The following is a 23,682-nucleotide window of genomic DNA, read 5'->3' as shown; positions in this document are numbered from 1 at the left end:
CTTCGCTCTCGCCCGCGAGTTCGTCGACCTGCCGCTCGACGATATCGACCAGCTGCTGCAGAGCCCGGAGCACCACCAGCGGGTGGGTGCGCTGAGCATCATGGGCAAGCAATTCACCCGCAAGGCGACCACCGAGGCCCTGCGGACCGAGCTGTACGAGCTCTACCTGCGACGCACCGACCGCATCAACACGTGGGACCTGGTGGACCTCAGCGGCCACCACGTTGTCGGCGGGTACCTCTTCGACAAGCCGCGGACAGTGCTCTACGACCTGGCCCGCGCGGGCGACTGGTGGGAGCGACGGCTGGCCATCTTCGCGACACTGCACTTCGTTCGCCGGGGCGAGGTGGACGATACGTTCGCCATCGCCGAGATCCTCATCAACGACCACGAGGACTACGTCAACAAGGCGGTCGGCGGGCTCCTGCGGGAAGCCGGCAAGTCCGACCAGGCGCAGCTCATCGATTTCCTCGACCGACACGCGGCGACCGCCCCCCGGGTCACCCTCCGCTATGCGATCGAGCACCTGGACCCGCCGCTCCGCCAGCATTACCTGAGGCTCCGCGACGTGACAGCAAAAGGCCCGGACGATGACGACTAGGCCGAGGCGGCGCCGGACAGCCGTCCGAGGTCGCGGACACAGACGGACGACGACGGCTCGCGTACTGGTCGGGTCGCCGCGCTGGCTGCCACACTGGACGTATGCCGAAGTCGCTGCAGGACTGGTGGAACGCGTTGTCGACTGTTGATCAGTTAGTGCTGATCCGAGGTTGGGATCGCAACCCCGTCCCGTACGGTGCTGTCCAGGTCCTGCAACGCTCGGGACTGCAGGCTGCGGGCGGACAGTGGCAGCTTCCGACGGTCTCGCTCGGATGGGGGTGAGCCGGCTACTTGGCGTTGAAGTAGTTGGCGTCCGGGTGGTGGGTGATGATCGCGTCGGTTGATTGTTCCGGATACAGCTGGAATTCCTCGGACAGCGCCACTCCGATGCGGCCCGCGTCCAGCAGGTCGACCACCTTCGCGCGGTCTTCCAGGTCGGGGCAGGCCGGGTAGCCGAAGGCGTACCGGCAGCCTCGGTAGTCGTTCTTCAGGATGCCGGCCAGGTCGGCCGGGTCGGTCGCGCCCACCGCCGCGCCGCCGGGCAGGATCAGCTCGGAGCGCACCCGGCGGTGCCAGTATTCCGCCAGGGCCTCGGTCAGCTGGACCGACAGGCCGTGCACTTCGAGGTAGTCGCGGTATTCGTTGCGGGCGAACATCTTCGCCGTGTATTCGCTGACCGGCTGGCCCACCGTCACCAGTTGCAGGCCCACCACGTCGAGCTCGCCCGCGGCGCCTCGGGGCTTGAAGAAGTCCGCCAGGCACAGGCGGCGTTCCTGGCGCTGGCGGGGGAACGTGAAGCGGGCCCGTTCCGCGGCGCCGTTCTCGTCCAGCACCACCAGGGTGTTGCCTTCGGAGTATGCCGGGAAGTAGCCGTAGACGACCGCCGCCTCCAGGACGTGGTCCGCGGCCAGGCGGTCCAGCCAGTAGCGCAGGCGGGGCCGGCCCTCCGTCTCCACCAGTTCCTCGTACGACGGGCCGGTGCCGCCGCGGGCCGCCTTGAGCCCCCACTGGCCCAGGAAGGTCGCGCGTTCGTCGAGCATCGACGCGTAGTCGTTGAGCGGGATGCCCTTGATGACCCGGGTGCCGAAGAACGGGGGTGTCGGGACGTCGACGTCGGTGGCCACGTCCGAGCGGACCGAGGTGTCGTCCAGCGGCGGCAGGTTGTCCGAGACCATGGCGCGCTGCTTCTCGCGGCGTGCTCGGCGGGCGGCGAGCGCCGCCTCCCGGGCGGGGTCGATCACCGGGGCGCCGCCGCGCTTGGCCGTCATCACCTTGTCCATCAGCGACAGGCCCTCGAACGCGTCCCGGGCGTAGTGCACCTCGCCCTCGTACTGCGAGCGGAGGTCGTCCTCGACGTACGCGCGGGTCAGCGCCGCGCCGCCGAGCATCACCGGATATCGCGCCGCGACGCCGCGCGTCGCCATCTCCTGCAGGTTCTCCTTCATCACGACCGTGCTCTTCACCAGCAGGCCGGACATGCCGATCGCGTCCGCCTGGTGCTGCTCGGCCGCCTCGATGATCGCGTTGATCGGCTGCTTGATGCCGATGTTGACGACCTCGTAGCCGTTGTTGCTCAGGATGATGTCGACCAGGTTCTTGCCGATGTCGTGCACGTCGCCTTTGACCGTGGCGAGCACGATGCGGCCCTTGCCCTCGTCGTCGGTGTTCTTCTCCATGTGCGGCTCGAGGAGCGCCACCGCCGCCTTCATCACCTCGGCGGACTGCAGCACGAACGGCAGCTGCATCTGGCCGGAGCCGAACAGCTCGCCGACCGTCTTCATGCCGTCGAGCAGCACGTCGTTGACGATCGCCAGCGCCGGCTTGGTCCGCAGCGCCGCCAGCAGGTCTTCTTCGAGGCCCTTGCGCTCGCCGTCGATGATGCGGCGCTTGAGGCGCTCCTCCAGCGGCAGCGACGCCAGCTCCTGCGCGCGGGACTCGCGGGCCGACTTCACGTCGACGCCCTCGAAGAGCTGCAGGAACTTCTGCAGCGGGTCGTAGCCCTCCGCGCGGCGGTCGTACACCATGTCCAGCGCGACCTGGCGCTGCTCCTCCGGGATCTTGGACATCGGCAGGATCTTGCTGGCGTGCACGATCGCGCTGGTCATCCCCGCCTGGACGCACTCGTGCAGGAAGACCGAGTTGAGCACCTGGCGGGCCGCCGGGTTCAGGCCGAACGAGATGTTGGAGACGCCGAGGGTGAAGTTGACGCCCGGGTACAGCTCGCTGATCCGCCGGATCGCCTCGATCGTCTCCAGGCCGTCGCGGCGGGTCTCCTCCTGGCCGGTGGCGATCGGGAAGGTCAGGCAGTCGACCAGGATGTCGGACCGGTTCATGCCCCAGGTGCCGGTCAGGTCGTCGATGAGCCGGGCGGCGACCCGCACCTTCCAGCCGGCGTCGCGGGCCTGGCCCTCCTCGTCGATGGTCAGCGCGACCACCGCCGCGCCGTGCTCCTTGACGATCGGCATCATCCGGGCGTAGCGGGAGCCGGGGCCGTCGCCGTCCTCGTAGTTGACCGAGTTGACCACGCAGCGGCCGCCGAGCATCTCCAGGCCCGCCTCGACGACCTGCGGCTCGGTGGAGTCGAGCATGATCGGCAGGGTCGACGCGGTAGCGAAGCGGCCGGCCAGCTCGCGCATGTCCGCGGTGCCGTCGCGGCCCACGTAGTCGACGCAGAGGTCGAGCAGGTGCGAGCCGTCGCGGGCCTGGCTGCGGGCGATCTCCACGCAGGCCTGCCAGTCGCCGGCCAGCATCGGCTCGCGGAACGCCTTCGAGCCGTTGGCGTTGGTGCGCTCGCCGACCATCAGCACGCCGGCGTCCTGCCGGAACGGCACCTCGTGGTAGATCGACGCCGCCGCGGGGGCATGCGAGACGGAGCGGGGGGCCGCCTTGAGGCCGCGGACCCGGTCGACGACGGCCTCGATGTGCGCGGGCGTGGTGCCGCAGCAGCCACCGACCAGGGAGACGCCGTACTGCAGGACGAAGCGCTCCAAGGCCTCGGCGAGCTCCTCCGGCGTGAGCGGGTAGTAGGCCCCGCCTGCGGCGAGCACCGGCAGGCCGGCATTCGGCATGACCGACACCGGTACGGTCGCCGACTGCGACAGATACCGCAGGTGCTCGGTCATCTCGGCCGGGCCGGTGGCGCAGTTCAGTCCGATGAGGTCGATGCCGAGCGGCTCCAGCGCGGTCAGCGCCGCGCCGATCTCGCTGCCCAGCAGCATCGTGCCGGTGGTCTCCACGGTCACGTGGCAGATGATCGGCACCTCCCGGCCGACCTCGGCCATCGCCCGGTGCGCGCCGACCACCGCGGCCTTGGTCTGCAGCAGGTCCTGACAGGTCTCGATGATCAGCGCGTCGGCGCCGCCGAGCACCAGGCCGGCCGCGTTGTCGTGGTAGGCGTCACGCAGCGTGGTGTAGTGGGTGTGCCCGAGGGTGGGCAGCTTGGTGCCGGGACCGATCGAGCCCAGGACGTACCGGGGCTGCTCGGGGGTCGAGAACGCGTCGGCCGCCTCGCGGGCGACCGCCGCCCCGGCCACCGACAGCTCGCGGATCCGATGCTGGATGTCGTAATCGCCGAGGTTGCCGAGATTCGCACCGAAGGTGTTGGTCTCGACGCAGTCGGCACCGGCGGCCAGGTATGCCTCGTGCACGCCGCGGACCACGTCGGGCCTGGTCACGTTGAGGATCTCGTTGCAGCCCTCGAGATCCTGGAAGTCGATGCCCACGTCGAGGTCGGCGGCCTGCAGCATCGTGCCCATCGCTCCGTCGGCGACGAGGATCCGATCGGTCAGCGCGGCAAGGAAGGAATTCGGCACCATGCAAGGCTAATCGCACATCCCCCGCAGATCGAACGACACCGTCCGACAGGTGGACACACTGTGACCGGGCTCTCCACGCAAAGCCGGGGGTCGGCGCGGCCATCGGGTGGGATCTCGCGCGTACACGTAGGCTTTGCGTACGTGAGGTACGAAAGGTTGGCACCGTGACAGAGTTCGACGGTCTACCCCTGCTGCGCTCCCCCGTGGCGATCGCCGCGTTCGAAGGGTGGAACGACGCGGCCGACGCGTCGACGGCCGCGGTGGAGCACCTCGAGCAGGTGTGGCAGGCCCGCGAGATCACCACCATCGATCCCGAGGAGTTCTACGACTTCCAGGTCAGCAGGCCGACGATCACCATGACCGAGGGCGAGACCCGCAAGATCGAGTGGCCGACCACCCGGTTCAGCGTGGCCAGCCCGCCCGGCACCGACCGCGACGTGGTGCTGATCCGCGGCATCGAGCCGAGCATGCGCTGGCGCACCTTCTGCGAGCAGATCCTCGAGGTCTGCCACAGCCTCGAGGTCAACCGCGTGGTGCTGCTGGGCGCGCTGCTCGCGGACGTGCCGTACACCCGGCCGCTGCCGATCAGCGGGTCCGCGTCGGAGAAGGAGGTCGCGGAGAAGTACAAGGTCGTCCCGACCCGCTACGACGGCCCGACCGGCATCGTCGGCGTGCTGCAGGAGGCCGCGGACCGCGCCGACGTGGACGCCCTGTCGTTCTGGGTGCACGTCCCGCACTACGCGAACAACCCGCCGTGCCCGAAGGCGACGCTCGCCCTGCTGAGCCGCCTCGAGGACGTGCTGGACCTGCCCGTGCCACTGGCCGACCTCGCCGAGGAGGCCGACGAGTGGGAAAAGCGCGTCCGCGCCGCCGCCGAGCAGGACACCGAGCTCGGCGACTACGTGCGCGAGCTGGAGGAACGGGTCGGCGACGAGGGGATCAAGCCGCTGACCGGCGACGAGATCGCCAACGAGTTCGAGAAGTACCTGCGCCGCCGGGGCGGCTCGGCGGGCCCGACCGCCGGCTCCTGGTAGGCGCGACTCGCCGGCACGGCCCCGCCTCGCGCGGGGTCGTGGCGGAGGTCAATCGCGATCGAACTCGCCGGCGGCGACCGCCGCCGTGAACGAGACCCACTGCTCACCGGTGAACGTCAGCACCGGCCCGTCCGGGTCCTTGCTGTCTCGCATGTGAATGCCCGTGTCATGCTGCGCGACCTCAATACAGGCGGTGTCGGCACATCGTTTTATCCAGTGAAGCGGCATGTCAGGATCGATCTGCATTTTCGCCTCCATGGCCGGAGCTACACAGAGTACTTGCTCTGCCACACAAACCGAAAATAAATGATCGCGCCCCGGCCGGAAACCGGGGCACGATCATGTTCTACCGACCTTGAAACTCACCGGCCTTGATTGCTTCGGTGAACGTCGACCACTCAGCGTTGCTGAACCGCAGAAACGGCAGATCGGGATTCTTGGAATCCCGCAGCCCGACCGCGTCGGGCGCGATCCTTGCAACCTCTACGCATGCACTATCAGCGCAATACGAACTTTTCAACCATTCGACCACGGATCTTCAAACTTTCCCGTGAAGGTCTTCGTCCCGGTAAGGCCGAAGCACGCGACACCTCGCGTGATCATGAGGGCCTGGAGGCCCATACGCCCGGAAGGTCCGGCCTGCGGCACGTCGTCACGCACCTCGGATCATCGACGCACGAAGGACCCCGACCTGCGCGCTGATCAACCGCAACGAGTCAGCCTCGCCGTAGCACCGCTGCCACATGTCCTCGAATCTGGCACGATAAAAGGTCACCCGCTTCGTATCGTGCTCGATCGCATCGGTGGCATAGTCCTCCCGATAGAGCACCGCGTCCTCGGGATCTTCACTGAGGTCGAGAACCGTGAAAGCGCCGAGCATGCCGACCCACGCACCGTCGGACAATTTGACGATTCTGATGTGGACGTTGGGACGCTGGGCAATCTTCGCGACGGCCTCGAGTTGATCCACCATGATGGCGCGGCCGCCGACCTCCCGGCCAAGGACACCCTCATCCAGCATGAGGAGGTAGGTCGGCGCATCCTCATGGTCGATGATGCGCTTGGAGCGCATCATCCGGACATCGAACCGAACCTTTCGGTCTTCGTCGGTCAGCGTTTTGTCGAACCAGCCGAGCAGGTGCTCCGCCATCGCCGGGGTCTGGACCACACCGGGGATGAAGAACGGCTGATAGGCCCTGATGGCCGTCGCCTCCGCCTCGAACTGCATCAGCTGGCGCAGGCCGGGCGTCAGGTGTTCGCGATATTCCGCCGGCACCGACCAGCGCTGCCGGCGCGAGATCGCCGCGTCCTTCGTCAGTTGCCGGACGGTCGCTTCGTCGTGGACGCCATAGACGCCGAGGAGCGCCTGCAGATCGGTGATCGAGATCCCGACGTCGCCGTTCTCGATACGCTGCACCTTCGACAAGGACCACCTGAGCCGGTCAGCCACGTCGCTCTGGACGAGGCCGAGGGCGAGGCGAGCCTTGCGCAGCTCGCGACGCACCCGCCGCCGAGCGACAGCAGGTGGCTCATCCCGCGCGGCTCCCATACGACCCCGCCTCGCTGATACCCAGGCCCGCCCTCTGCAGGGGATACGCCTGTTAGCTACGTTGCTAAGTGCAACATAGCAGCTTCGACGAGGGGAAGCACGCTCCTCCACGGGGTTCACACTGCCAAAAACGAGGCAGCCACGCGAGGGTTTCGCATGATTCGTTCATGCTTTTGCGTGACAAGTGCGAGGCATCTAACAGCCATATGGCAGATAGCCGGGTCGCGGTCAGCGTTGTTGCTCCCGGGCACGCTGGAGGCCTCGGCACACCTGGTTGAATTCCCGCTGGTCGTCCGACGCGAACACGAGCACCCGCCGGCCTCGGTACGTAGCCACCAGCTCATGATGAGCAGGCGGGCCCACCCGCAGGCACACGAAGGCGCACACCAGCAGCCCGACAAAGATGACAGCGGCCAGCGCGACGGACGCCCGCCCGGCGACCGGCACGATCACAAGGCTGCCGACCAGCGCCGACACGCCCATCGAGCGCGCGCCGCCCGGGCCTCGGGCGGCCTGCTGCCGGATAATGTAGACGTCGGCGAGTTCCGACAGGGCATAGCTTCGCGACGCCGATTGGGCGACGGTGATCGCATCCGCGGTGATCAGCGCCCGCGGCCCCCGGTAATACACCCTCATCGCTCCTCCTTCACGAGGCTTACGGGAGGAGACAGGTGCGTCGGGGTAGGCGTTTCGGGGGTTCCCCTCCCCCTCGCGCGGGGATGGAGACCAGTGGCATCCTGCCGATGCCGCCGCCTTCCTGGTTGCGCAACGCCTCCTTGAGGTGACGCACAGCAAGTATGTGACCGATACAGGCTTGATCGCCAGACTTCTATCTGCTGCATAGCAGATAGAGCTACACCGCGACCGACACGATCACCACATACGGGACCAGCGTCGCATCCGGCCACCTCCGATCCACCCGATGTCGCTCTACCCGCACGTGGCCGGCAAGGAGGAGCTGCTGCTTCTCATGATGGACCGGCTGCTGGACTTCGGCCTGCGGCGCCTGCTGGACGGGCTCGCGCCGATGCTGGAGGGCTGATCAGCGCCAGAACGTGGCGACCGCGGCGTTGATCAGCGTCATGGCGATGATGCCGATGAAGTGGCCCCGGTTGACCTCGGCGCGCTTGCGCGGCACGAAGACCATGATGAAGATCAGGATCGCGATCACCAGCTTCACGGCCAGTTTCACCGGGCTGGGCTCGTCGTCACCGCCGCCGCGCAACGGCGCCGCCAGCGCCAGGCCGGTGAGCACCTGGATGATCGAGCCCCACAGCATCGCCGGGTTGATCCGCAGCTTGCCCGAGACGAACTGCGCGATCGCGCCGCCGAGCAGCAACGCGAAACCGATCAGATGCGCGTACCGCAGGATCAACCGCAGTGCCTCCACGCCAGGGCTCCTCTCATCCAGGTGGGGACAGCCTAGGGGGACGGGCGGCGGGCGATCGTCAGCAGGTGGCTGCTCGCGCCCAGCAGGCTCGGCTCGTCCTCGACGCGGCGCAGCTTGTCGAGCATGATGCCGGTCAACCGCTCGTCGGCGAGGAAGTCCGTCAGCCGCGTACCGGTCGTCCACACCGGCCCCTCCACCGCGACCGTGCGCGGGGCATCCAGACCGGCCTCGGCCGCCTCGGCGGCCGGCTCCTCGGGGCGGTGGAAGTAGGCGCTGGTGAACCACCTCGACTCCGCACCGGCGTTGAGATGCACGCCGTCGCCCAGCGCCCGGTCCACGATCGACACGAACTCCGGGTCGGCGAAGTAGCCCTTCACGACGCCGTCGAGCAGCGAAGCGAAGCGGCTGATCACCGCGCCGACAACCACCCCGCCCGGCCGGACGGCCCGCGCGGCCTCGCGCCACGCCATGACCCGGTCCGCGCGGTCCGGCAGGTGATAGAGCGGGCCGAACAGCAGCACGGCGTCGGCGCTCGCATCCGGGCAGGGCAGCTGCCGCGCGTCACCCGGCACGGCGGTCACCCCGGGCAGCGCGCCGGCGGCGGCCACGTGGTCCGGGACCGGATCGATCACCTGTACGGCGTAGCCGGCCTCGGCCAGCGGACGGGCGTAGACCCCGGTGGCCCCGCCGACGTCGACGATCCGGGCCGGCGCGGGCGGCAGCACCCGGGTCAGCACGTCCCAGGTGCGCAGGAACTCCAGGCGGCCGGTGCCGGCGGCGAGGCGCAGGCGCTCACCGCCGCGTTCGTAATATTCGAGGATCTCGGGGCTCAGCATGTCCACCATGCTCGATGCCCAGGCCCGCGCGGTCGACCGGGTTTTCCGCGTGTCGCTGTCGCCCGGGGCACGCCGGGTAACGCATCCTAGGAACCTAGGGTCTGGAGATGTGCCATGACGATCAATCCCGGCGCCGCCGAGTTCCCGCACCGGCAGATCGCCGCCCAGCTGCGCGAACGCATCCGCCGCGGCGACTGGAATCCCGGCGAGCGGCTCCCCTCGATCCCCGCGATGGCCGAGATGTTCGGCGTGGCCAAGCAGACCGTGCAGCGCACCGTCGACCAGCTCCGGGTCGAGGGCATCCTGATCACCAAGCCGGGCTCCGGCACGTACGTCCGCGGCACCCGCCGCCGGCTCAACCGGCTCTCCCGCGGCCGGTACGGCGCCCACCGCGGCTACCACGCGGACCTGGCCGCCCGGTACCGCCAGCAGCTCGCCGGTGTCGGCCGCGAGGCCGCGCCGCCCGAGGTGGCGGACGCGTTCGGCGTCCGCGACGGCACCGAGATGCTGGTACGGCGGCACCTGGTGCGCGCCGACGACGCCACGGTCGAGGTGGGCGCGTCGTGGTTCCGGGTGACCGACGCGACCGGGACGTCGCTGGAGCGGGCCGAGTCGTTCGGCCGGCCGCTCTACCAGGAGGCCGAGGAGGCGATCGGGCGGCGCTACGCGTCGGCGACCGACACCATCAGCGCCCGGCAGCCCAGCCGGGAGGAGGCGGAGATCCTGCAGATCCGCCCGGACACCCCGGTGCTGCACCTGCTGCACGTGGCGTTCGACGAGACCCGCAAGCCGATCGAGGTGGCCCAGGCGACCTGGCCGGGCCCGATGACGACGCTCACCGAGGAATACCGCATCCCAGCGCCGGCCCCCGAGCCCGACCCGGATCCGGGCCTCACCCTCGCATGACGACGTCCTTGTGCGACAGCAGACCGGCGGTGAAGCACAATCGGTACGCCGGCGACAGCGAGCGCGCGACGGTCCGGTAGAAGCGGCACTCGTCCGTGCCCGGTGGATCTCTCGGCGCGCCCTCCGGCCGTTCGGCGTTGTCCGCCTGATACGCCGGCAGCCGGGGTGCCACGGACGGCTCGCTCTCTCCGATGCGCAGCTGGGCGTACACCTGCGGGCCGAGCACCGACCGCGGCGCGGTGTAGACGTCGTACCCGAAGCTCAGCGCCAGCACGGCGACCAGGACCACCGACGGCACCCAGATCGCGCCCAGGATGCTGCGCCGCGCCCGCCGGCGCGCCAGGTCGAGCTTCCGCCGCGCGCCCGGCCGGGCGGCCGCGGCCCCGGCGTCGAGCGGCAGCCGGGCGGTCACCTCGAAACCGCCGCCCGCCGGGCGCGCTCGCAGCCGCCCGCCGGCCAGCCGGACGCGCTCATCCAGGGTGACCAGCCCGTAGCCGCCGGGCCCCGCCCCGGGCAGCGGACCCGCCGGCGGCGCCGCGCTGGTCACCGTAATGATCGCTTCCCGGGCCGGGGCGTCGACGCCGAGCCGCACGGTGACGGCGGCGCCCGGCGCGTGTTTGGCCGCGTTGGTCAGGGCCTCCTGCACCACCCGGTACGCCGCGCGGTCCGCCATCGGCGGCAGCGCGGGCAGCGTGCCGTCCAAGGTCACCGCCATCGACGAATCGGCGGCCCGTTCGACCAGGGCGGCCACAGTGTCGCCGAGCGGCAGCACCGGCGCCGGGTCAGTGTCCTCCCGCAGCACCGTGATGACCTCTCGGAGGCGCTCGGTGGTCCGGGCCGCGGACTCCCGCAGTTCACCCGCGGCGGTCCGGGCGGAGGCGTTCAGCCCCGGGTCCACCTGCAGCGCGGCGGCGCGCAGCGCGAGCAGGCTCAGCTCGTGACCCAGCGAATCGTGCATGTCGGCGGCGATCCGGGACCGCTCCCGCAACCGCATCCGTTCGCCGATCAGCTCCTGTTCCCGCTCCAGCCGTTCGGCGAGCTCCCAGCCGGCCCGGACCAGTTCGTCGTGCTGGCGGGCGTACCGGCCAGCCAGCCAGGGGATCATCAGGTTCAGCAGGGCGGCACCGAGCAGGGTCAGCCAGGTCGACAGCGACGCGCCGGGCCGGACCGCCACCAGCACCAGCCCGGCGAGACACACCCCGCCGAAGAACAGCAGGCCGGTACGCAGCTCCGCGGTCCGCCGGCCGAGCAGGAAGCTCAGCACGATCATGGCGATCATGAACATGTCGGTATACAGCTCCGGCGACGCGGCCAGGCTCAGTCCGACCGGCACGGCGGCCGCCACGACCGGGTGCCGCCGCCCCACGGCGACCGCCACTCCCAGGAGCAGGACCACGACCACCCGCCCGGCGAACGGCACGGCCAGGTCGTAGGTGAAGAAGACCGGCGCGCCGACCGCGAGCCACACCAGGAGGTCGACGCCCCGCCGGATGCTCAGCAGGCGCATGGCGCAGCACGCTACGCGCCGGTGCCCGGGCCGCACATCTGGCGAAAGTCAGTAATCGGTGCCCGGCGGGATCAGGCCGGCCTCGTACGCCAGCACCGCCGCCTGGACGCGGTTCCGCACCTCCAGGCGGTTCAGCACCGCGCTCACGTACGCCTTGACCGTGCCCTCCACCAGGAACAGCCGCTCGCCGATCTCGGCGTTGGACAAGCCGGCGCCGACCAGTGCCAGCACCTCCCGCTCGCGGGGGCTGAGCACCGCGATCCGCTCGCGCGCCGCGGTCCGCCGGCTCAGCCGGCCGCCGCTCACCTGCTGGATCACCCGGTGCGCGATCCGCGGCGACAGGTACGCGGCGCCGCCGTGCGCCGCCCGCACCGCCGCCATCAGCTCGTACGGATCGCCGGACTTGAGCAGGAAGCCACTCGCGCCGCCGTCCAGCGCGGCGGTGATGTAATCGTCCTCGGAGAACGTCGTCAGGATGACCACGGCCACGTCCGGCGCCGCCCGGCGCAACTCCGCCGCCGCGCCGAGGCCGTCCAGCACCGGCATCCGGATGTCCAGCAGCGCCACGTCCGGCCGGTGCGCGCGGGCCAGATCGACCGCCGCCCGGCCGTCGGCGGCCTCGGCCACCACCTCGATGTCCGGGGCGGTGGCCAGAATGGCGCGAACACCGGCCCGCACGACGGCCTCGTCGTCGGCGAGCAGGACGCGGATCACCGTTTTGACGGTAGTACGGGTCCGCCCGCGGGCCTCACTCGGCATTGATCGCGGCGAGCAGGTCCAGGTCGGCCGCGCGGCGGGCGGGCCAGAGCGCGGCGAGGGCGCCCACCAGCGCGGCCGCGGCCAGGCAGAGCGCCAGCCGGCCCCACGGCAGCACGAGGACCCAGGTGTCGACGCCCAGGGCGGCGACCAGCTTGCCGACCGCCCAGCCCAGGAAGACGCCGAGCCCGACGCCGAGCACCCCGCCGAAGAGCGAGATGACCATCGACTCCAGGCGGACCATCCGCTTGACGCCGGTACGGTCCAGGCCGATCGCGCGGAGCAGGCCGATCTCCCGGGCGCGTTCGTGCACCGACATCGCCAGGGTGTTGACCACTCCGAGGACCGCGACGACAACGGCCAGCCCGAGCATCCCGGACAGGATGGTCAGGATGACGCCGACCGTGCCGGTGATCTCGCCGGCCAGGTCCTGCTTGTCCTTGATCCGGATCGCCGGGCTGTCGCCCAGCGCCGCCCGCAGGGTCCGCTCGGCCGCCTCGCCGGCGCCGCCCCTGGTCTTGACCAGGATCTCGGTGTCGGTGACACGGTCCAGGTGCGGGTCCATCACGGAGATGTCGGTCTTCACTCCGCCGTCGAAGTCGCTGTCGTAGCGGCCGGTGATCGTCAGCTCGTCGGGGACGCCGTCGGGCCAGGTGACGTCGATGGTGTCGCCCAGCCGCCAGCCCTTCGCCCGGGCGGTCTCCACGTCGACGATGGCCGTGTGCCCGGCGGCGAACGAGCCCTCGGTCATGCCCAGGTTGAGCAGCTCGCCGATGTCGGCGGTGCGGAAGCCGACCACCGTCTGCTCGACGCCGTCCACCCGGGCGGGGATCTCGCGCCTGGGTGACACCGCGGTGACCTCGTCCAGCTCGCCCAGTTTCGTCGCCGCGTCCGGCGCCAGCGGTCCGGAATCGACCATGCTGACGATGTAGTCGCCGCGAACGAAGTCCGCGGCGGCCAGCTCGTGGACGGCCCGGTCCGCGCCGGCGCCGATCACGGTCAGGCCGGCGATCAGGGTGAGGCCGACGGTCAGCGCGGACGCGGTGGCCGCGGTGCGGCGCGGGTCGCGCTCGGCGTTCTGCCGGGCCAGTGTGCCGATGACCCCGAACCGGCGCAGTGCCGGCGCCGCGGCGGCGATGATCGGCCGGGACAGCAGCGGGGTCAGCACGAACACGCCGGTCAGCAGGAGCGCCGCACCCACGCCCAGCCAGAGCCCGCCCTCGGCCATGGTGGTGGCGGCTGTCACCAGCACGGCACCGGCGGCGGCCAGCACGGCACCGGTGATGTTCCGCGCCAGCAGCGACCGTGCGCTGACCGGTGCGTGCCCGCTGCTCATCGCGGCGATCGGCGAGACCCGCCCGGCGCGGCGGGCCGGCAGCCAGGCGGCGAACAGGGTGACGCCGACGCCGAGGGCCAGCGAGACGACGACCGTGGTGGCGTCGACGACCAGGGGGCCGTCGGGCAGCGTGCCGTCGGTGGCGGACAGCACGGCGCGTACCCCGGTCCCGATGCCGATGCCGACCGCGAGCCCGGCCGCGGAGGCGACCAGACCGACCACCGCGGCCTCGGCCAGCACCGAGCGGGTCACCTGGCGGCGGGTGGCGCCGACCGCGCGCAGCAGCGCGAGCTCCCCGGTGCGCTGGGTGACCAGCATGGTGAAGCTGTTGAGGATCAGGAAGGCGCCGACGAACAGAGCGACACCGGCGCAGGCGAGCAGCACCTGGGACAGCGCGTGGAAGCTGTCGGCGTTCATCCGCGCCTGCTCGGCGGCGAGCTCCGCGGCGGTGACGGCCTGGATCCCGTACGCCAGGAGGCCCTGCGCCCGCTGCCTCAGCTGGTCGGGGCTGGTGCCCGGCGCGACCGTCAGGTCGATCTGGTTGTAGCGGCCGGGTTCGGCGAAGAGCCGCTGGCCGGTGGCGGTGTCGAAGAGGGTGAGGGTGCCGCCCGCGGCGACGTTGCCGTCGTCGGTGGCGAAGATGCCGGTGACCCGCTCCGTCCGGACGGGGCCGCTCACCGACAGCCGGACGGTGTCGCCGACGGCGTATCCGGTGCGCTCGGCGGTCCGGGCGTCGATGGCGATCTCGCCCCCGGTCTCGGGCGCCCGGCCCTGAATCATCGGGTAGCGGGCGTCCTCGCCGTCGGCGCCGTCGTAGTTGGCGCCGGTCGTGGCCCAGCCCTCGCCGACCAGCTGCCCGTTCGGGCCGGCCAGCGCGGCGAAGCCGGACACCGAGCCGACGACCGCGGCGGCGCCGGGCAGGGCACGTGCGCGGATCAGCAGGTCCCGGTCGAGCAACCGACCGGTGTCGTGGCCGACCGCGCTCCGGGCGGCGCGCAGCCGGACGTCGACGCCGGTGAAGCTGTCCTCGGCGCTAGCGGTGTAAGCGGCGGACACCGTGCTGGTGAAGACCAGGGTGCCGGCGACGAAGGCCACGCCGAGCAGGACGGCGAGCGCCGTCAGCAGCAGCCGGGCCCGGTGCGCGAGCACATTACGCAGGGCGGCGCGGACCATGGGTCAGCTCACCCGCCCCGCGGCGTCGAAGGCCTTCACCCGGTCGAGGATCTGGTCGGCGGTCGGCGCGCGCAGCTCGTCGACGACGCGCCCGTCGGCGAGGAACACCACGCGACCGGCGGAGGAGGCGGCCACCGGGTCATGGGTGACCATCACGACGCTCTGACCGAACTCACGCACCGAGTCGCGCAGCAGCCCCAGCACCTCGGCGCCGGAGCGGGAGTCAAGGTTGCCGGTCGGCTCGTCCGCGAAGATGATCTCCGGCCGGGAGGCCAGCGCGCGGGCTACGGCGACGCGCTGTTGCTGGCCACCCGACAGCTGGCCGGGCCGGTGGGCGAGCCGGTCGGCCAGCCCGACGGCGGCGATCACCTGGTCCAGCCACTCCCGGTCCGGCCGGCGGCCGGCGATGTCCAGCGGCAGCGTGATGTTCTCGGCCGCGGTCAGCGTCGGCAGCAGGTGGAAAGCCTGGAAGACAAAGCCGACCTTGTCGCGGCGCAGCCGGGTGAGCTGGTCGTCCTTCATCCCGGTCAGCTCCGTCGCGCCGATGCGGGAGGAGCCGGACGTGATGGTGTCCAGGCCGGCCATGCAGTGCATCAAGGTGGACTTGCCGGAGCCGGAGGGGCCCATGATGGCGGTGAACTCCCCGCGGCCGAACGCCACGGAGACCTTGTCCAGCGCCACCACCCGGGTCTCGCCCTGGCCGTAGATCTTCGTCAGGTCTGTGGCTCGGGCGGCGTTGTGGTTCGCGGCTTCTTCCATGCCGCTGAAGGTAGGGATGACGGCGCTGTGCTGCTGCCTTCGATCGTCATCCTGCGCTACTGACTTTCGTCAGGTCTGACCTTCGGGTTGGGCTTTCTTGCGTTTGGTGGGTTGGGCTTTCTTGCGGTTGGTGGGTTGGGCTTGCTTGCGGTTGGTGGGTTGGACTTGCTTGCGGTTGGTGGGTTCGACTTGCTTGCGGTTAGTGGGTTGGGCTTGCTCGCGGTTGGTGGGTTGGACTTGCTTGCGGTGGACGGCCGGGCCCGGGGGTGACCACGCACTGCTGGTGGGTCGTTTCTATGCAGTGCGTGGTCACCCCCGGCCCCGTCCTTGCATGCTCGCCGGATGCGGCTGGGTGATGGGTCCCGCGCGCCCTGGTTGCCAGCGCGGGCTGGGCGGTCACCGTGCGGATCTGGTCTGGCTGCCGCGCCGGGGTGACGCCAGGGGATGGTGTCGGGCAGGCCGGGGTGGGTGGTGGGTCGTGCGACGCACCTCGCCGGTCACTGAGGCGGTCGGTTGCGGCGCGGCGCGATCGTGGACGCCGAGGGTGCGGAGCGCGCCATTCGCCCTCTCGACTTTCGCCATTTCTGGATCGCTTGCCCCGCTGGGCACCCGCCATCCGCCCACTTCATCCTGCCTGCTGGCCACGGCTCCGAGAATCTTACGGCTCGCCGCTGACCAGGCAATACGCAAGATCTACTTTCGCATCGGCCCTGACTTGCGGCTGTGCCCGCACAAGATGGCGAAACTCGGGCTCCCTCTCCGGTGCAAGATCCACTGGCTGGAGGATCACGCATCGGACCACGCGGGCGGCTCTCGCGGGTCGTCGGCGCCCTGCGGGACGTGCGGAGTCCTCGCACCCGGCGCGGCGGCCCGCCTCGCAGGGGTGGTCGGCCGTTGAGCACGACGACCGTGCGGTGGATGGCGTGGATCGGTGATCGATCTGATCAACGCCACTCTGGACGTGCCGAGTCGGGAAGCGGTACTGCGCGGGGCAGCGCTCACAGATCTTGGAGATCTTCGGTGTGCTCGCCCCAGCTCATCAAGGTCGCGCCGGACGGCGACAAACAGGCGGCTTGAGAGGTTAGCTGCCAAAATGTGGCACGGCATGTTCACCGAGTGGTAGGTAACCCGGCATCCGGGAACAGGGTCCACGCGCTGGACGCGGTGTCGCATGGTGGTCAGCGAATACGGCCGCCACACTCCGGGCGGATGGACCACCCGCCTCGCAGAGGGAACGGGTTCCGACGACCGCTTCATGGGCGCTGTCACCGGGATCGTCCTGCCGACAGCACACCGGACACTCAGGGACGCGGCTCCAGGCGGGCCGCTGGCTGCGAAGATCTCGACGGCAGTCACCAGCCGGTTCTCCGCGAACGCATCGACCTCGGGCAACCCACCGAATTGGCAATAGTCGAGCGACCTTCGAGTGCCATGGTCCTTCGACGATGCCTCGGCCCGGCGGGGGCTTTTGCTGATGCTGCGTCTGCCGCACGACACCAGGCATCGCGTTCTGGACGGCCGGCGAGGACTGGCGTGGCCCGCCCACCGCGAGTCCGCGATCCACCCAGGCGGATGCCCACGCCACAGCCGGATGCCCTCGCCGCAGGGCTCGGCAATCGCGGTCAGGCCCATGTTGGTGGTCTCCGGGGGCAGTTCGTTACGCGCCCAGCGCTTGGGTAACCGACCGCCACCGTGACCGGCGAGGTGCGTCCGCACGACCCACCACCCAGCCCGGCCTGCCAGACAAGAATCCCCTGGCGTCACCCCGGCGCGGCAGCCAGACCAGATCCGCACGGTGAGCGCCCAGCCCGCGCTGGCAACCAGGGCGCGCGGGACCCATCACCCAGCCGCATCCGGCGAGCATGCAAGGACGGGGCCGGGGGTGACCACGCACTGCATAGAAACGATCCACCAGCAGTGCGTGGTCACCCCCGGGCCCGGCCGTCCACCGCAAGAAAGTCCAACCCACCAACCGCGAGCAAGCCCAACCCACCAACCGCGAGCAAGCCCAACCCACCAACCGCAAGAAAGCCCAACCCCGAACTACAGGCGGATGCCCAGGAGGGCGTCGACCGTCAAGGCCATCAGAGCCGGCGCCTGGGCATCGTCGCCCACGCCGGACACAGCCGCCTCGGACCAGGCGTCGACCAGGGCCAGGGCCGCCGGGGTGTCGAGGTCGTGGCGCAGGGCCTCGCGCACCGCGGCCAGCAGGCCCTCGCCCGACGGGCCGGCCGGGGCCGCCGCGGCCTCGCGCCAGCGGGCCAGGCGCTGCTGGCCGGCCTTGAGCACGTCGTCTGTCCACTGGCGGTCGGTGCGATAGTGCTCGGCGAGCAGGCCGACGCGGACGGCCATCGGGTCCACGCCGTCGGCGCGCAGGCGGGAGACGAAGACCAGGTTGCCCTTGGACTTCGACATCTTCTCGCCGTTCAGGCCGATCATGCCCGCGTGCACGTAGTGCCGGGCGAACGGGGCCGTGCCGGTGAGCCGCTCGGCGTGCGCCGCCGAGCACTCGTGGTGCGGGTAGAGCAGGTCGTTGCCGCCGCCCTGCACGTCGATCGTCTCGCCGAGCAGGCCCAGGGCGATGGTGGCGCACTCGATGTGCCAGCCGGGGCGGCCGGGGCCGAGGTCGCCGCCGTCCCAGGCGGGCTCGCCGTCGCGGGCGCCGCGCCACAGCAGCGGGTCGAGCGGGTCGCGCTTGCCCGGGCGCTCCGGGTCGCCGCCGCGCTCGGCGGACAGCGCCAGCATCTCCTCGCGCGAGAGGTGGGACTCGTAGCCGAACCGCGGGGCCGCCTCGATCGCGAAGTAGACGTCGCCGGTGCCGTCGTCGAGCCGGTAGGCCGCGCCGGCCTCGATCAGCTCGCGCACGTGCGCCGCGATCGCCGGGATGGACTCGACCGCGCCGACGTAGTGCGCCGGCGGGATCATCCGCAGCGCCTCCATGTCCTCGCGGAACAGGGCCGTCTCGCGCATCGCCAGGACCACCCAGTCCTCGCCGTCGCGGGCCGCGCGCTCCAGCAGCGGGTCGTCGATGTCGGTGACGTTCTGCACGTAGCGCACGGCCAGGCCGGCGTCGCGCCAGGCGCGCTGGACCAGGTCGAACGTGATCATCGTGGCGGCGTGGCCGAGATGGGTCGCGTCGTAGGGGGTGATGCCGCAGACGTACATCGTCGCGATGTCACCCGGGGTCGTGGGCTGCACCGACCGGCGGGCCGAATCGTAAAGCGCGGGCGGCGTCGCGGCCCCCGGCAGCGTCGGCACCTCGTGCCCCGTCCATGCGTCCATGGTCAGGAGCCTATCCAGCACCACCGACAGAAAACCGCCGGGCGTGAGTAAAGCCTCAGACCGGCGGCCAGGGCACGGCCGGCCAGTCCTGGGGCGGCTTCGGGAAGCGGGCCGCGCGCAGCAGCCGGCGCACGCGCAGCCGGGCGTGCTGCACCTCGGTCAGCGTGAGGTGCTCCTCCAGAGCCGCGCCCAGCGCGCCGTCGAGCTGCGCGCTCAGCGCGGACAGCACCTCGACGGACTCGGCCGGGATCGCCTTGCCCGTCCAGCCCCAGAGCACCGTGCGAAGTTTGTTCTCCACGTGGAAGCAGACGCCGTGATCGACGCCGTGGATGCGGCCGTCGGGGGCATACAGCACGTGGCCGCCCTTGCGGTCGGCGTTGTTGATGACCGCGTCCAGCAGCGCCAGGCGGGACAGCCGCGGGTCGTCGGCGTGGGCCAGCGCGTACGCGTCGCCGTCGTCGTCACGGGCCGCGGCGACCGCGAACCAGCCCGGCGGCACGTCGTAGGCCGGCACGAAGCCGATCAGGGACTCGGCCTCCGCCGGCTCGTCGATCCAGAGCTGGCAGGCGCCCGGGCCGAGCGGGCCGTCGCGCAGGATCGTCGGCGGCACCAGCCCCCCAGCCGGTCGCCTGGGAGACCAGGAACGCGGACACCTCGCGCCCGGCGAGCGTGCCGTCCGGGAAGTCCCAGAGCGGCCGCTCGCCGCGCACCGGCTTGTAGACGCAGCGCCGGGTCAGCCCGTCGAGGGTGATCTCGGCGCGCAGGGTGGTGTTGGAGGCGTCGACAAGCCGGCCCTCGAGCTCCATCTCGCCACGGCTGAGCAGCTCGAGGGCGTCGGACTCCTCGAGCACGCTGGCCGGCTCCGTCGTCACCGGTGGTAGCCGTTGTGCCGGGGGCAGAGGTGGCCGGCCGGGTCGAGCGGCTGGCCGCAGAGCGGGCACGGCGGGCGGCCGGCCGCGACCACCCGGCGGGCCCGGTCGATGAACGCGCGGGTCGCCTCGGGGGTCAGCCGGACCCGGAGCCGGTCGAGGTCGTCGTCGGGCTCGTCGTCATCGTCGTCGATCGGGTCGTCGTCATCGTCGTCGGCGATGGGGTCGTCGTCCTCGCCGAGCTCGACCTCGGCGTCGGCCTCGCCGGCCTCGATCGCCTCGATGACGACCGTGGTGGTGTCGACGTCGAAGGCGAGGCCGAGCGTGCCGACGCGGAACTCCTCGTCGACGGGGGTGTCGAGCGGCTCGTTGTCGTTGATCGCGAGCACGGGGACCTCGGGCAGGTCGACGCCGAACCGGCGGCCGGCCTCGGTGAGCAACTCCTCCAGCTTTTCGGCGAGCAGCGACACCTGGACCTTTTCCAGCGCCACGCTGACCACCCGGCCGCCACCGCGGGCCTGAAGGAAGAATGTCCGGTCACCCGGCTCGCCCACCGTCCCGGCGACGAACCGCTCGGGCGGCTCGAAAGCATGCACCTGGTGGGTCATGGGTTCGACCCTATCCGCCCGCGCGCGCGAGCGCTCTGCCCACCGGCACGGTTCGCCGAGGGCGCAACGCATACACACACTGTGGTAACACGCCGGCTACCGAACGTGCTCACGCGCCGCCGCCTGAGCCACCGCCCACGGCCGCGTCGGACTCCGGCAGCGCGCCCTCGGCGGGCTTCGGGGGCACCAGCGCCGACAGGTCGGCGGTGTCGTTGAGCCGTACCAGGAACGGGCGGGTCGGGGTGTAGCGGATGACGCTGACCGACGCCGGATCCGCCACCAGGCGCTGGAACTCGTCGAGGTGCAGGCCCATCGCGTCGGCCACGATGGCCTTGATCACATCGCCGTGGCTGCACGCCAGCCAGAGCGCCTCCGGGCCGTGCGTGGCGGTCACCAGGGCGTCCCAGCGGCGGATCGTGGCCACGGCCCGCGCCGACATGGCCGCCATCGCCTCGCCGTTGGGAAAGACAACCGCGCTGGGGTGCTGCTGGACGACCGGCCAGAGCGGCTCGGCGGCGAGTTCGGAGAGCGGGCGGCCCTCCCAGTCGCCGTAGCCGCACTCGATCAGTCCCTCGTCGACCTCCGGCACGATCTCCGGCAGGGCCAGCTCCAGGGTCTGCCGGCAGCGGATCAGCGGGCTGGTCACCACGGCGGCGAGCGGCAACTTGCGCAGCCGCTCACCGACCCGCTGGGCCTGGCCCCGGCCGGTGTCGTCCAGCTCGACCGGCAGCCGGCCGGCGAGACCCCCGGTGGCGTTGGCGGTGGTCCGCCCGTGGCGGAGCAGCAGAACGGTGGCCACGGCTACTCGGCCACGCCCGAGGCCTCGTACGCCTCCGCGACGGTGCGCAGGGTGGCGATGCCGCTCTCCAGGTCGCCCACGTACGGGCTGACCGAGAGGGTGCCGACGCCCGCGGCCGCGTATTCGCGGATGCGTTCGGTGATCCGCGCCTTCGGGCCGATCATCGCCGTCCGGGTGATGAAGTCCTGCGGGATCGCGGCCGCCGCCTCGCGCGGCTTGCGGTCCAGGTAGAGGTCCTGGATCTCCTTCGCGGCGTCCGCGTAGCCCATCCGGACGGCGAGCTGGTTGTAGAAATTCTGCTCGCGGCTGCCCATGCCGCCGACGTACAGCGCCGTGTACGGCCGGATCTGGTCGGCGCCCGCCGCGATGTCGTCGCCGACCACCACCGGCACGGTGGGCGCCACGTCGAAGCCGGTCAGCCCGGCGCCGGACCTGACCCGGCCCCGCTCGATGTGCTGCAGATACTCCCCCGCGGCGTCGGGCGCGTAGAAGATCGCCAGCCAGCCGTCGGCGATCTCGCCGGCCAGCTCCAGGTTCTTCGGGCCGACCGCCGCCAGATAGATCGGGATGCGGTCGCGCGGCGGGTGGAAGCCGAGCCGCAGCGCCTTGCCGGGGCCGTCGGGCAGCGGCAGCGTGTAGTGCTCGCCGTCGTAGGCCACCGGCTTGCGGGCGACCGCCAGCCGGACGATGTCGACGTACTCGCGGGTGCGGCCCAGCGGCTTGCCGAAGCGCACGCCGTGCCAGCCCTCGGAGACCTGCGGGCCGGAGACGCCGAGACCGAGCCGGAACCGGCCACCGGAGAGGGCGTCGATGGTCGCCGCGGTCATCGCGGTCATCGCGGGGCTGCGGGCCGGGATCTGCATGACGGCCGCGCCGACGTCGATCGACCGCGTCTGGCCGGCGATCCAGGCGAGCATGCTCGGCGAGTCCGAGCCGTACGCCTCCGCCGCCCACACCACCGAGTAACCGAGCCGGTCGGCCTCCTGGGCCATGGCGAGATGGTCGGCGGGCGTGCTCCACGAGGTCTGATATCCGAGGCTGAGTCCGAGCCGCACGGGTCCTCCCGTTTCTGCCGCGGGAGCACCGATGCCCCCGCGATACGCAGCCTAGGCGAACACGCTCAGTGATCTTCACGGTGTTGGGTCGCCTACCCGACGGATCGCGGCCCTATTGAGCTGCCGGGAGCGTTTCGCGGCCGGGCGCGTCTGAATAAGGTTCACCCATGCAACAACGACCGCTCGGCCGAAGCGGGCTGGCGGTCTCCCGGCTCGCCCTCGGCACCATGACATGGGGCCGGGACACCGATCCCGACGACGCGGCCGCCCAGCTCAAGCTCTACCTGGAGGCCGGCGGCACGCTGATCGACACCGCCGACGTGTACGGCGACGGCGACGCCGAGACGGTCATCGGCTCCCTGATCGACCACCTGGTGCCCCGCGACGAGGTGCTGATCGCCACCAAGGCCGGCCTCGGCGAGTACGGCTACCGCCGCCGCGACAGCTCCCGAGGCCACCTGCTGCGCACCCTGGACGCGTCGCTGCGCCGGCTCGGCACCGACTACGTGGACCTGTGGCAGGTGCACGGCTACGACCCGCAGACGCCGCTGGAGGAGACCCTGTCGGCGCTGGACCACGCGGTCAACAGCGGCCGGGTCCGCTACATCGGGGTGTCCAACTTCGCCGGCTGGCAGACCGCCCGGGCCGCCGCCTGGCAGCAGGCCTTCCCGTCGCGCGCCCCGATCGTGGCCACCCAGGTGGAGTATTCGCTGCTGGAGCGCGGCATCGAGCGCGAGGTGCTGCCGGCCGCGGCGGCGCTGGGCATCGGCGTGCTGCCCTGGTCGCCGCTGGGCCGGGGCGTGCTGACCGGCAAATACCGCAACGGCCGCCCATTGGACTCGCGGGCCGCCACCGAGCACCTGGCGCCGTTCGTGCAGACCTACCTGGAGCCGCGCAGCTCGAGCATCGTCGAGGCGGTGGTGATCGCGGCCGGCGGGCTGGGCGTGTCGCCGCTGGAGGTGGCGCTGGCCTGGATCCGGGACCGGCCGGGAGTGGTCGCGCCGATCCTGGGCGCGCGGACGGCCGGCCAGCTGCAGGGCGCGCTGCAGAGTGACGACCTGGTGCTGCCCAGCGAGATCGCCGACGCGCTCGACGACGTGTCGGCGGTGCCGGTCGGCTACCCCGAAAGGGAGGGCCTGACCGGCCCGGGGACTGGTGACATGCCTGGCGCGGGGGCATATTAGGACGCATGGACTACGAGTACGCGCCGCTCCGGTTGCCTTCGAACGTCGATCGCTTGACCGCTGCGGCGCAGCTGGCGATCCAGGCCGAATTCTCGGGATGGGAGCTGGCCCGCGTCCAGCTCTTCCGGGACGGAACCAGGCAGGTGATGCTCCGCCGCAAGGTCCAGGGCACCCTGGTGCCGGGCCTCTCCACCTAGCGAAGAGAAAAGCAGCCGCCCGCCTCG

General features: G+C 71.2%; 20 protein-coding genes and 1 pseudogene. 5 read left to right on the top strand and 16 right to left on the bottom strand.

Going from position 1 to position 23,682, the window contains the following annotated elements; all coding sequences use genetic code 11:
- Positions 1-601 (top strand): DNA alkylation repair protein (locus DMB66_RS19895; RefSeq protein WP_148112753.1); only part of this gene is annotated, 601 nt, incomplete at its 5' end.
- Positions 602-887: 286 nt separating this feature from the next.
- Here the strand turns inward: DMB66_RS19895 and metH are convergent.
- Positions 888-4,415, bottom strand: a complete 3,528-nt coding sequence (metH, locus tag DMB66_RS19890; RefSeq protein WP_125805602.1) for a methionine synthase — start codon at positions 4,413-4,415, stop codon at positions 888-890.
- A 164-nt stretch (positions 4,416-4,579) separates the two neighbouring features.
- On the opposite strand from metH, the gene DMB66_RS19885 reads away from it, so the two are divergent.
- On the top strand, positions 4,580-5,449 hold the full coding sequence (locus tag DMB66_RS19885) for a PAC2 family protein (protein WP_125805601.1): 870 nt from the start codon (positions 4,580-4,582) through the stop codon (positions 5,447-5,449).
- A 48-nt stretch (positions 5,450-5,497) separates the two neighbouring features.
- On the opposite strand, the gene DMB66_RS19880 is transcribed toward DMB66_RS19885, so the two are convergent.
- The 6 genes from DMB66_RS19880 to DMB66_RS19855 form a co-directional block, all read right to left on the bottom strand.
- Complete coding sequence (locus tag DMB66_RS19880) at positions 5,498-5,695, bottom strand: DUF397 domain-containing protein (protein ID WP_125805600.1); 198 nt, start codon at positions 5,693-5,695, stop codon at positions 5,498-5,500.
- Between the two features lie 100 nt (positions 5,696-5,795).
- Positions 5,796-5,981, bottom strand: a complete 186-nt coding sequence (locus tag DMB66_RS19875; RefSeq protein ID WP_125805599.1) for a DUF397 domain-containing protein — start codon at positions 5,979-5,981, stop codon at positions 5,796-5,798.
- A 120-nt stretch (positions 5,982-6,101) separates the two neighbouring features.
- The gene (locus DMB66_RS19870; protein ID WP_158647289.1) at positions 6,102-6,953 is read right to left on the bottom strand and encodes a helix-turn-helix transcriptional regulator; all 852 of its coding nucleotides are present in this window, start codon (positions 6,951-6,953) and stop codon (positions 6,102-6,104) included.
- Between the two features lie 273 nt (positions 6,954-7,226).
- Positions 7,227-7,634, bottom strand: a complete 408-nt coding sequence (locus DMB66_RS19865) for a DUF6232 family protein (RefSeq protein WP_125805597.1) — start codon at positions 7,632-7,634, stop codon at positions 7,227-7,229.
- Positions 7,635-8,040: 406 nt separating this feature from the next.
- Positions 8,041-8,388, bottom strand: coding sequence for a hypothetical protein (locus DMB66_RS19860; protein WP_125805596.1), 348 nt, complete (start codon positions 8,386-8,388; stop codon positions 8,041-8,043).
- A 32-nt stretch (positions 8,389-8,420) separates the two neighbouring features.
- Positions 8,421-9,224 (bottom strand): bifunctional 2-polyprenyl-6-hydroxyphenol methylase/3-demethylubiquinol 3-O-methyltransferase UbiG, encoded by an 804-nt coding sequence (locus DMB66_RS19855; protein ID WP_125805595.1) that lies wholly within the window; start codon positions 9,222-9,224, stop codon positions 8,421-8,423.
- 114 nt (positions 9,225-9,338) lie between these two features.
- Between DMB66_RS19855 and DMB66_RS19850 the strand changes: the two genes are divergently transcribed.
- On the top strand, positions 9,339-10,130 hold the full coding sequence (locus tag DMB66_RS19850) for a GntR family transcriptional regulator (RefSeq protein ID WP_125805594.1): 792 nt from the start codon (positions 9,339-9,341) through the stop codon (positions 10,128-10,130).
- On the opposite strand, the gene DMB66_RS19845 is transcribed toward DMB66_RS19850, so the two are convergent.
- From DMB66_RS19845 to DMB66_RS19805, 9 genes and pseudogenes are all read right to left on the bottom strand, one after another.
- Positions 10,117-11,637, bottom strand: coding sequence for a sensor histidine kinase (locus DMB66_RS19845; RefSeq protein ID WP_125805593.1), 1,521 nt, complete (start codon positions 11,635-11,637; stop codon positions 10,117-10,119). The two genes, DMB66_RS19850 and DMB66_RS19845, sit on opposite strands and share 14 nt — an antisense overlap.
- Before the next feature lie 48 nt (positions 11,638-11,685).
- Positions 11,686-12,351 (bottom strand): response regulator transcription factor, encoded by a 666-nt coding sequence (locus tag DMB66_RS19840; protein ID WP_199752510.1) that lies wholly within the window; start codon positions 12,349-12,351, stop codon positions 11,686-11,688.
- 34 nt (positions 12,352-12,385) lie between these two features.
- Complete coding sequence (locus tag DMB66_RS19835; protein ID WP_125805591.1) at positions 12,386-14,902, bottom strand: ABC transporter permease; 2,517 nt, start codon at positions 14,900-14,902, stop codon at positions 12,386-12,388.
- A gap of 3 nt (positions 14,903-14,905) precedes the next feature.
- Positions 14,906-15,661, bottom strand: coding sequence for an ABC transporter ATP-binding protein (locus DMB66_RS19830; protein WP_125805590.1), 756 nt, complete (start codon positions 15,659-15,661; stop codon positions 14,906-14,908).
- 2,043 nt (positions 15,662-17,704) lie between these two features.
- The gene (gene mshC / locus DMB66_RS19825) at positions 17,705-18,943 is read right to left on the bottom strand and encodes a cysteine--1-D-myo-inosityl 2-amino-2-deoxy-alpha-D-glucopyranoside ligase (RefSeq protein ID WP_125805589.1); all 1,239 of its coding nucleotides are present in this window, start codon (positions 18,941-18,943) and stop codon (positions 17,705-17,707) included.
- A 55-nt stretch (positions 18,944-18,998) separates the two neighbouring features.
- Positions 18,999-19,749, bottom strand: a pseudogene (locus tag DMB66_RS19820) (SCO1664 family protein).
- Positions 19,750-19,811: 62 nt separating this feature from the next.
- On the bottom strand, positions 19,812-20,420 hold the full coding sequence (locus DMB66_RS19815; protein WP_125805588.1) for a DUF3090 domain-containing protein: 609 nt from the start codon (positions 20,418-20,420) through the stop codon (positions 19,812-19,814).
- Between the two features lie 109 nt (positions 20,421-20,529).
- On the bottom strand, positions 20,530-21,219 hold the full coding sequence (locus DMB66_RS19810; protein WP_125805587.1) for a histidine phosphatase family protein: 690 nt from the start codon (positions 21,217-21,219) through the stop codon (positions 20,530-20,532).
- Between the two features lie 2 nt (positions 21,220-21,221).
- Complete coding sequence (locus DMB66_RS19805; RefSeq protein WP_125805586.1) at positions 21,222-22,274, bottom strand: LLM class F420-dependent oxidoreductase; 1,053 nt, start codon at positions 22,272-22,274, stop codon at positions 21,222-21,224.
- A 167-nt stretch (positions 22,275-22,441) separates the two neighbouring features.
- On the opposite strand from DMB66_RS19805, the gene DMB66_RS19800 reads away from it, so the two are divergent.
- Together DMB66_RS19800 and DMB66_RS19795 are read left to right on the top strand one after the other, a co-directional pair.
- The gene (locus DMB66_RS19800; protein WP_125805585.1) at positions 22,442-23,458 is read left to right on the top strand and encodes an aldo/keto reductase; all 1,017 of its coding nucleotides are present in this window, start codon (positions 22,442-22,444) and stop codon (positions 23,456-23,458) included.
- Positions 23,459-23,463: 5 nt separating this feature from the next.
- Positions 23,464-23,655, top strand: coding sequence for a DUF5703 family protein (locus DMB66_RS19795; RefSeq protein ID WP_125805584.1), 192 nt, complete (start codon positions 23,464-23,466; stop codon positions 23,653-23,655).
- Positions 23,656-23,682: the final 27 nt, after the last annotated feature.

The sequence above is a fragment of the Actinoplanes sp. ATCC 53533 genome, assembly GCF_003947245.1.
This window is presented reverse-complemented; position numbering and strand designations above follow the sequence as displayed.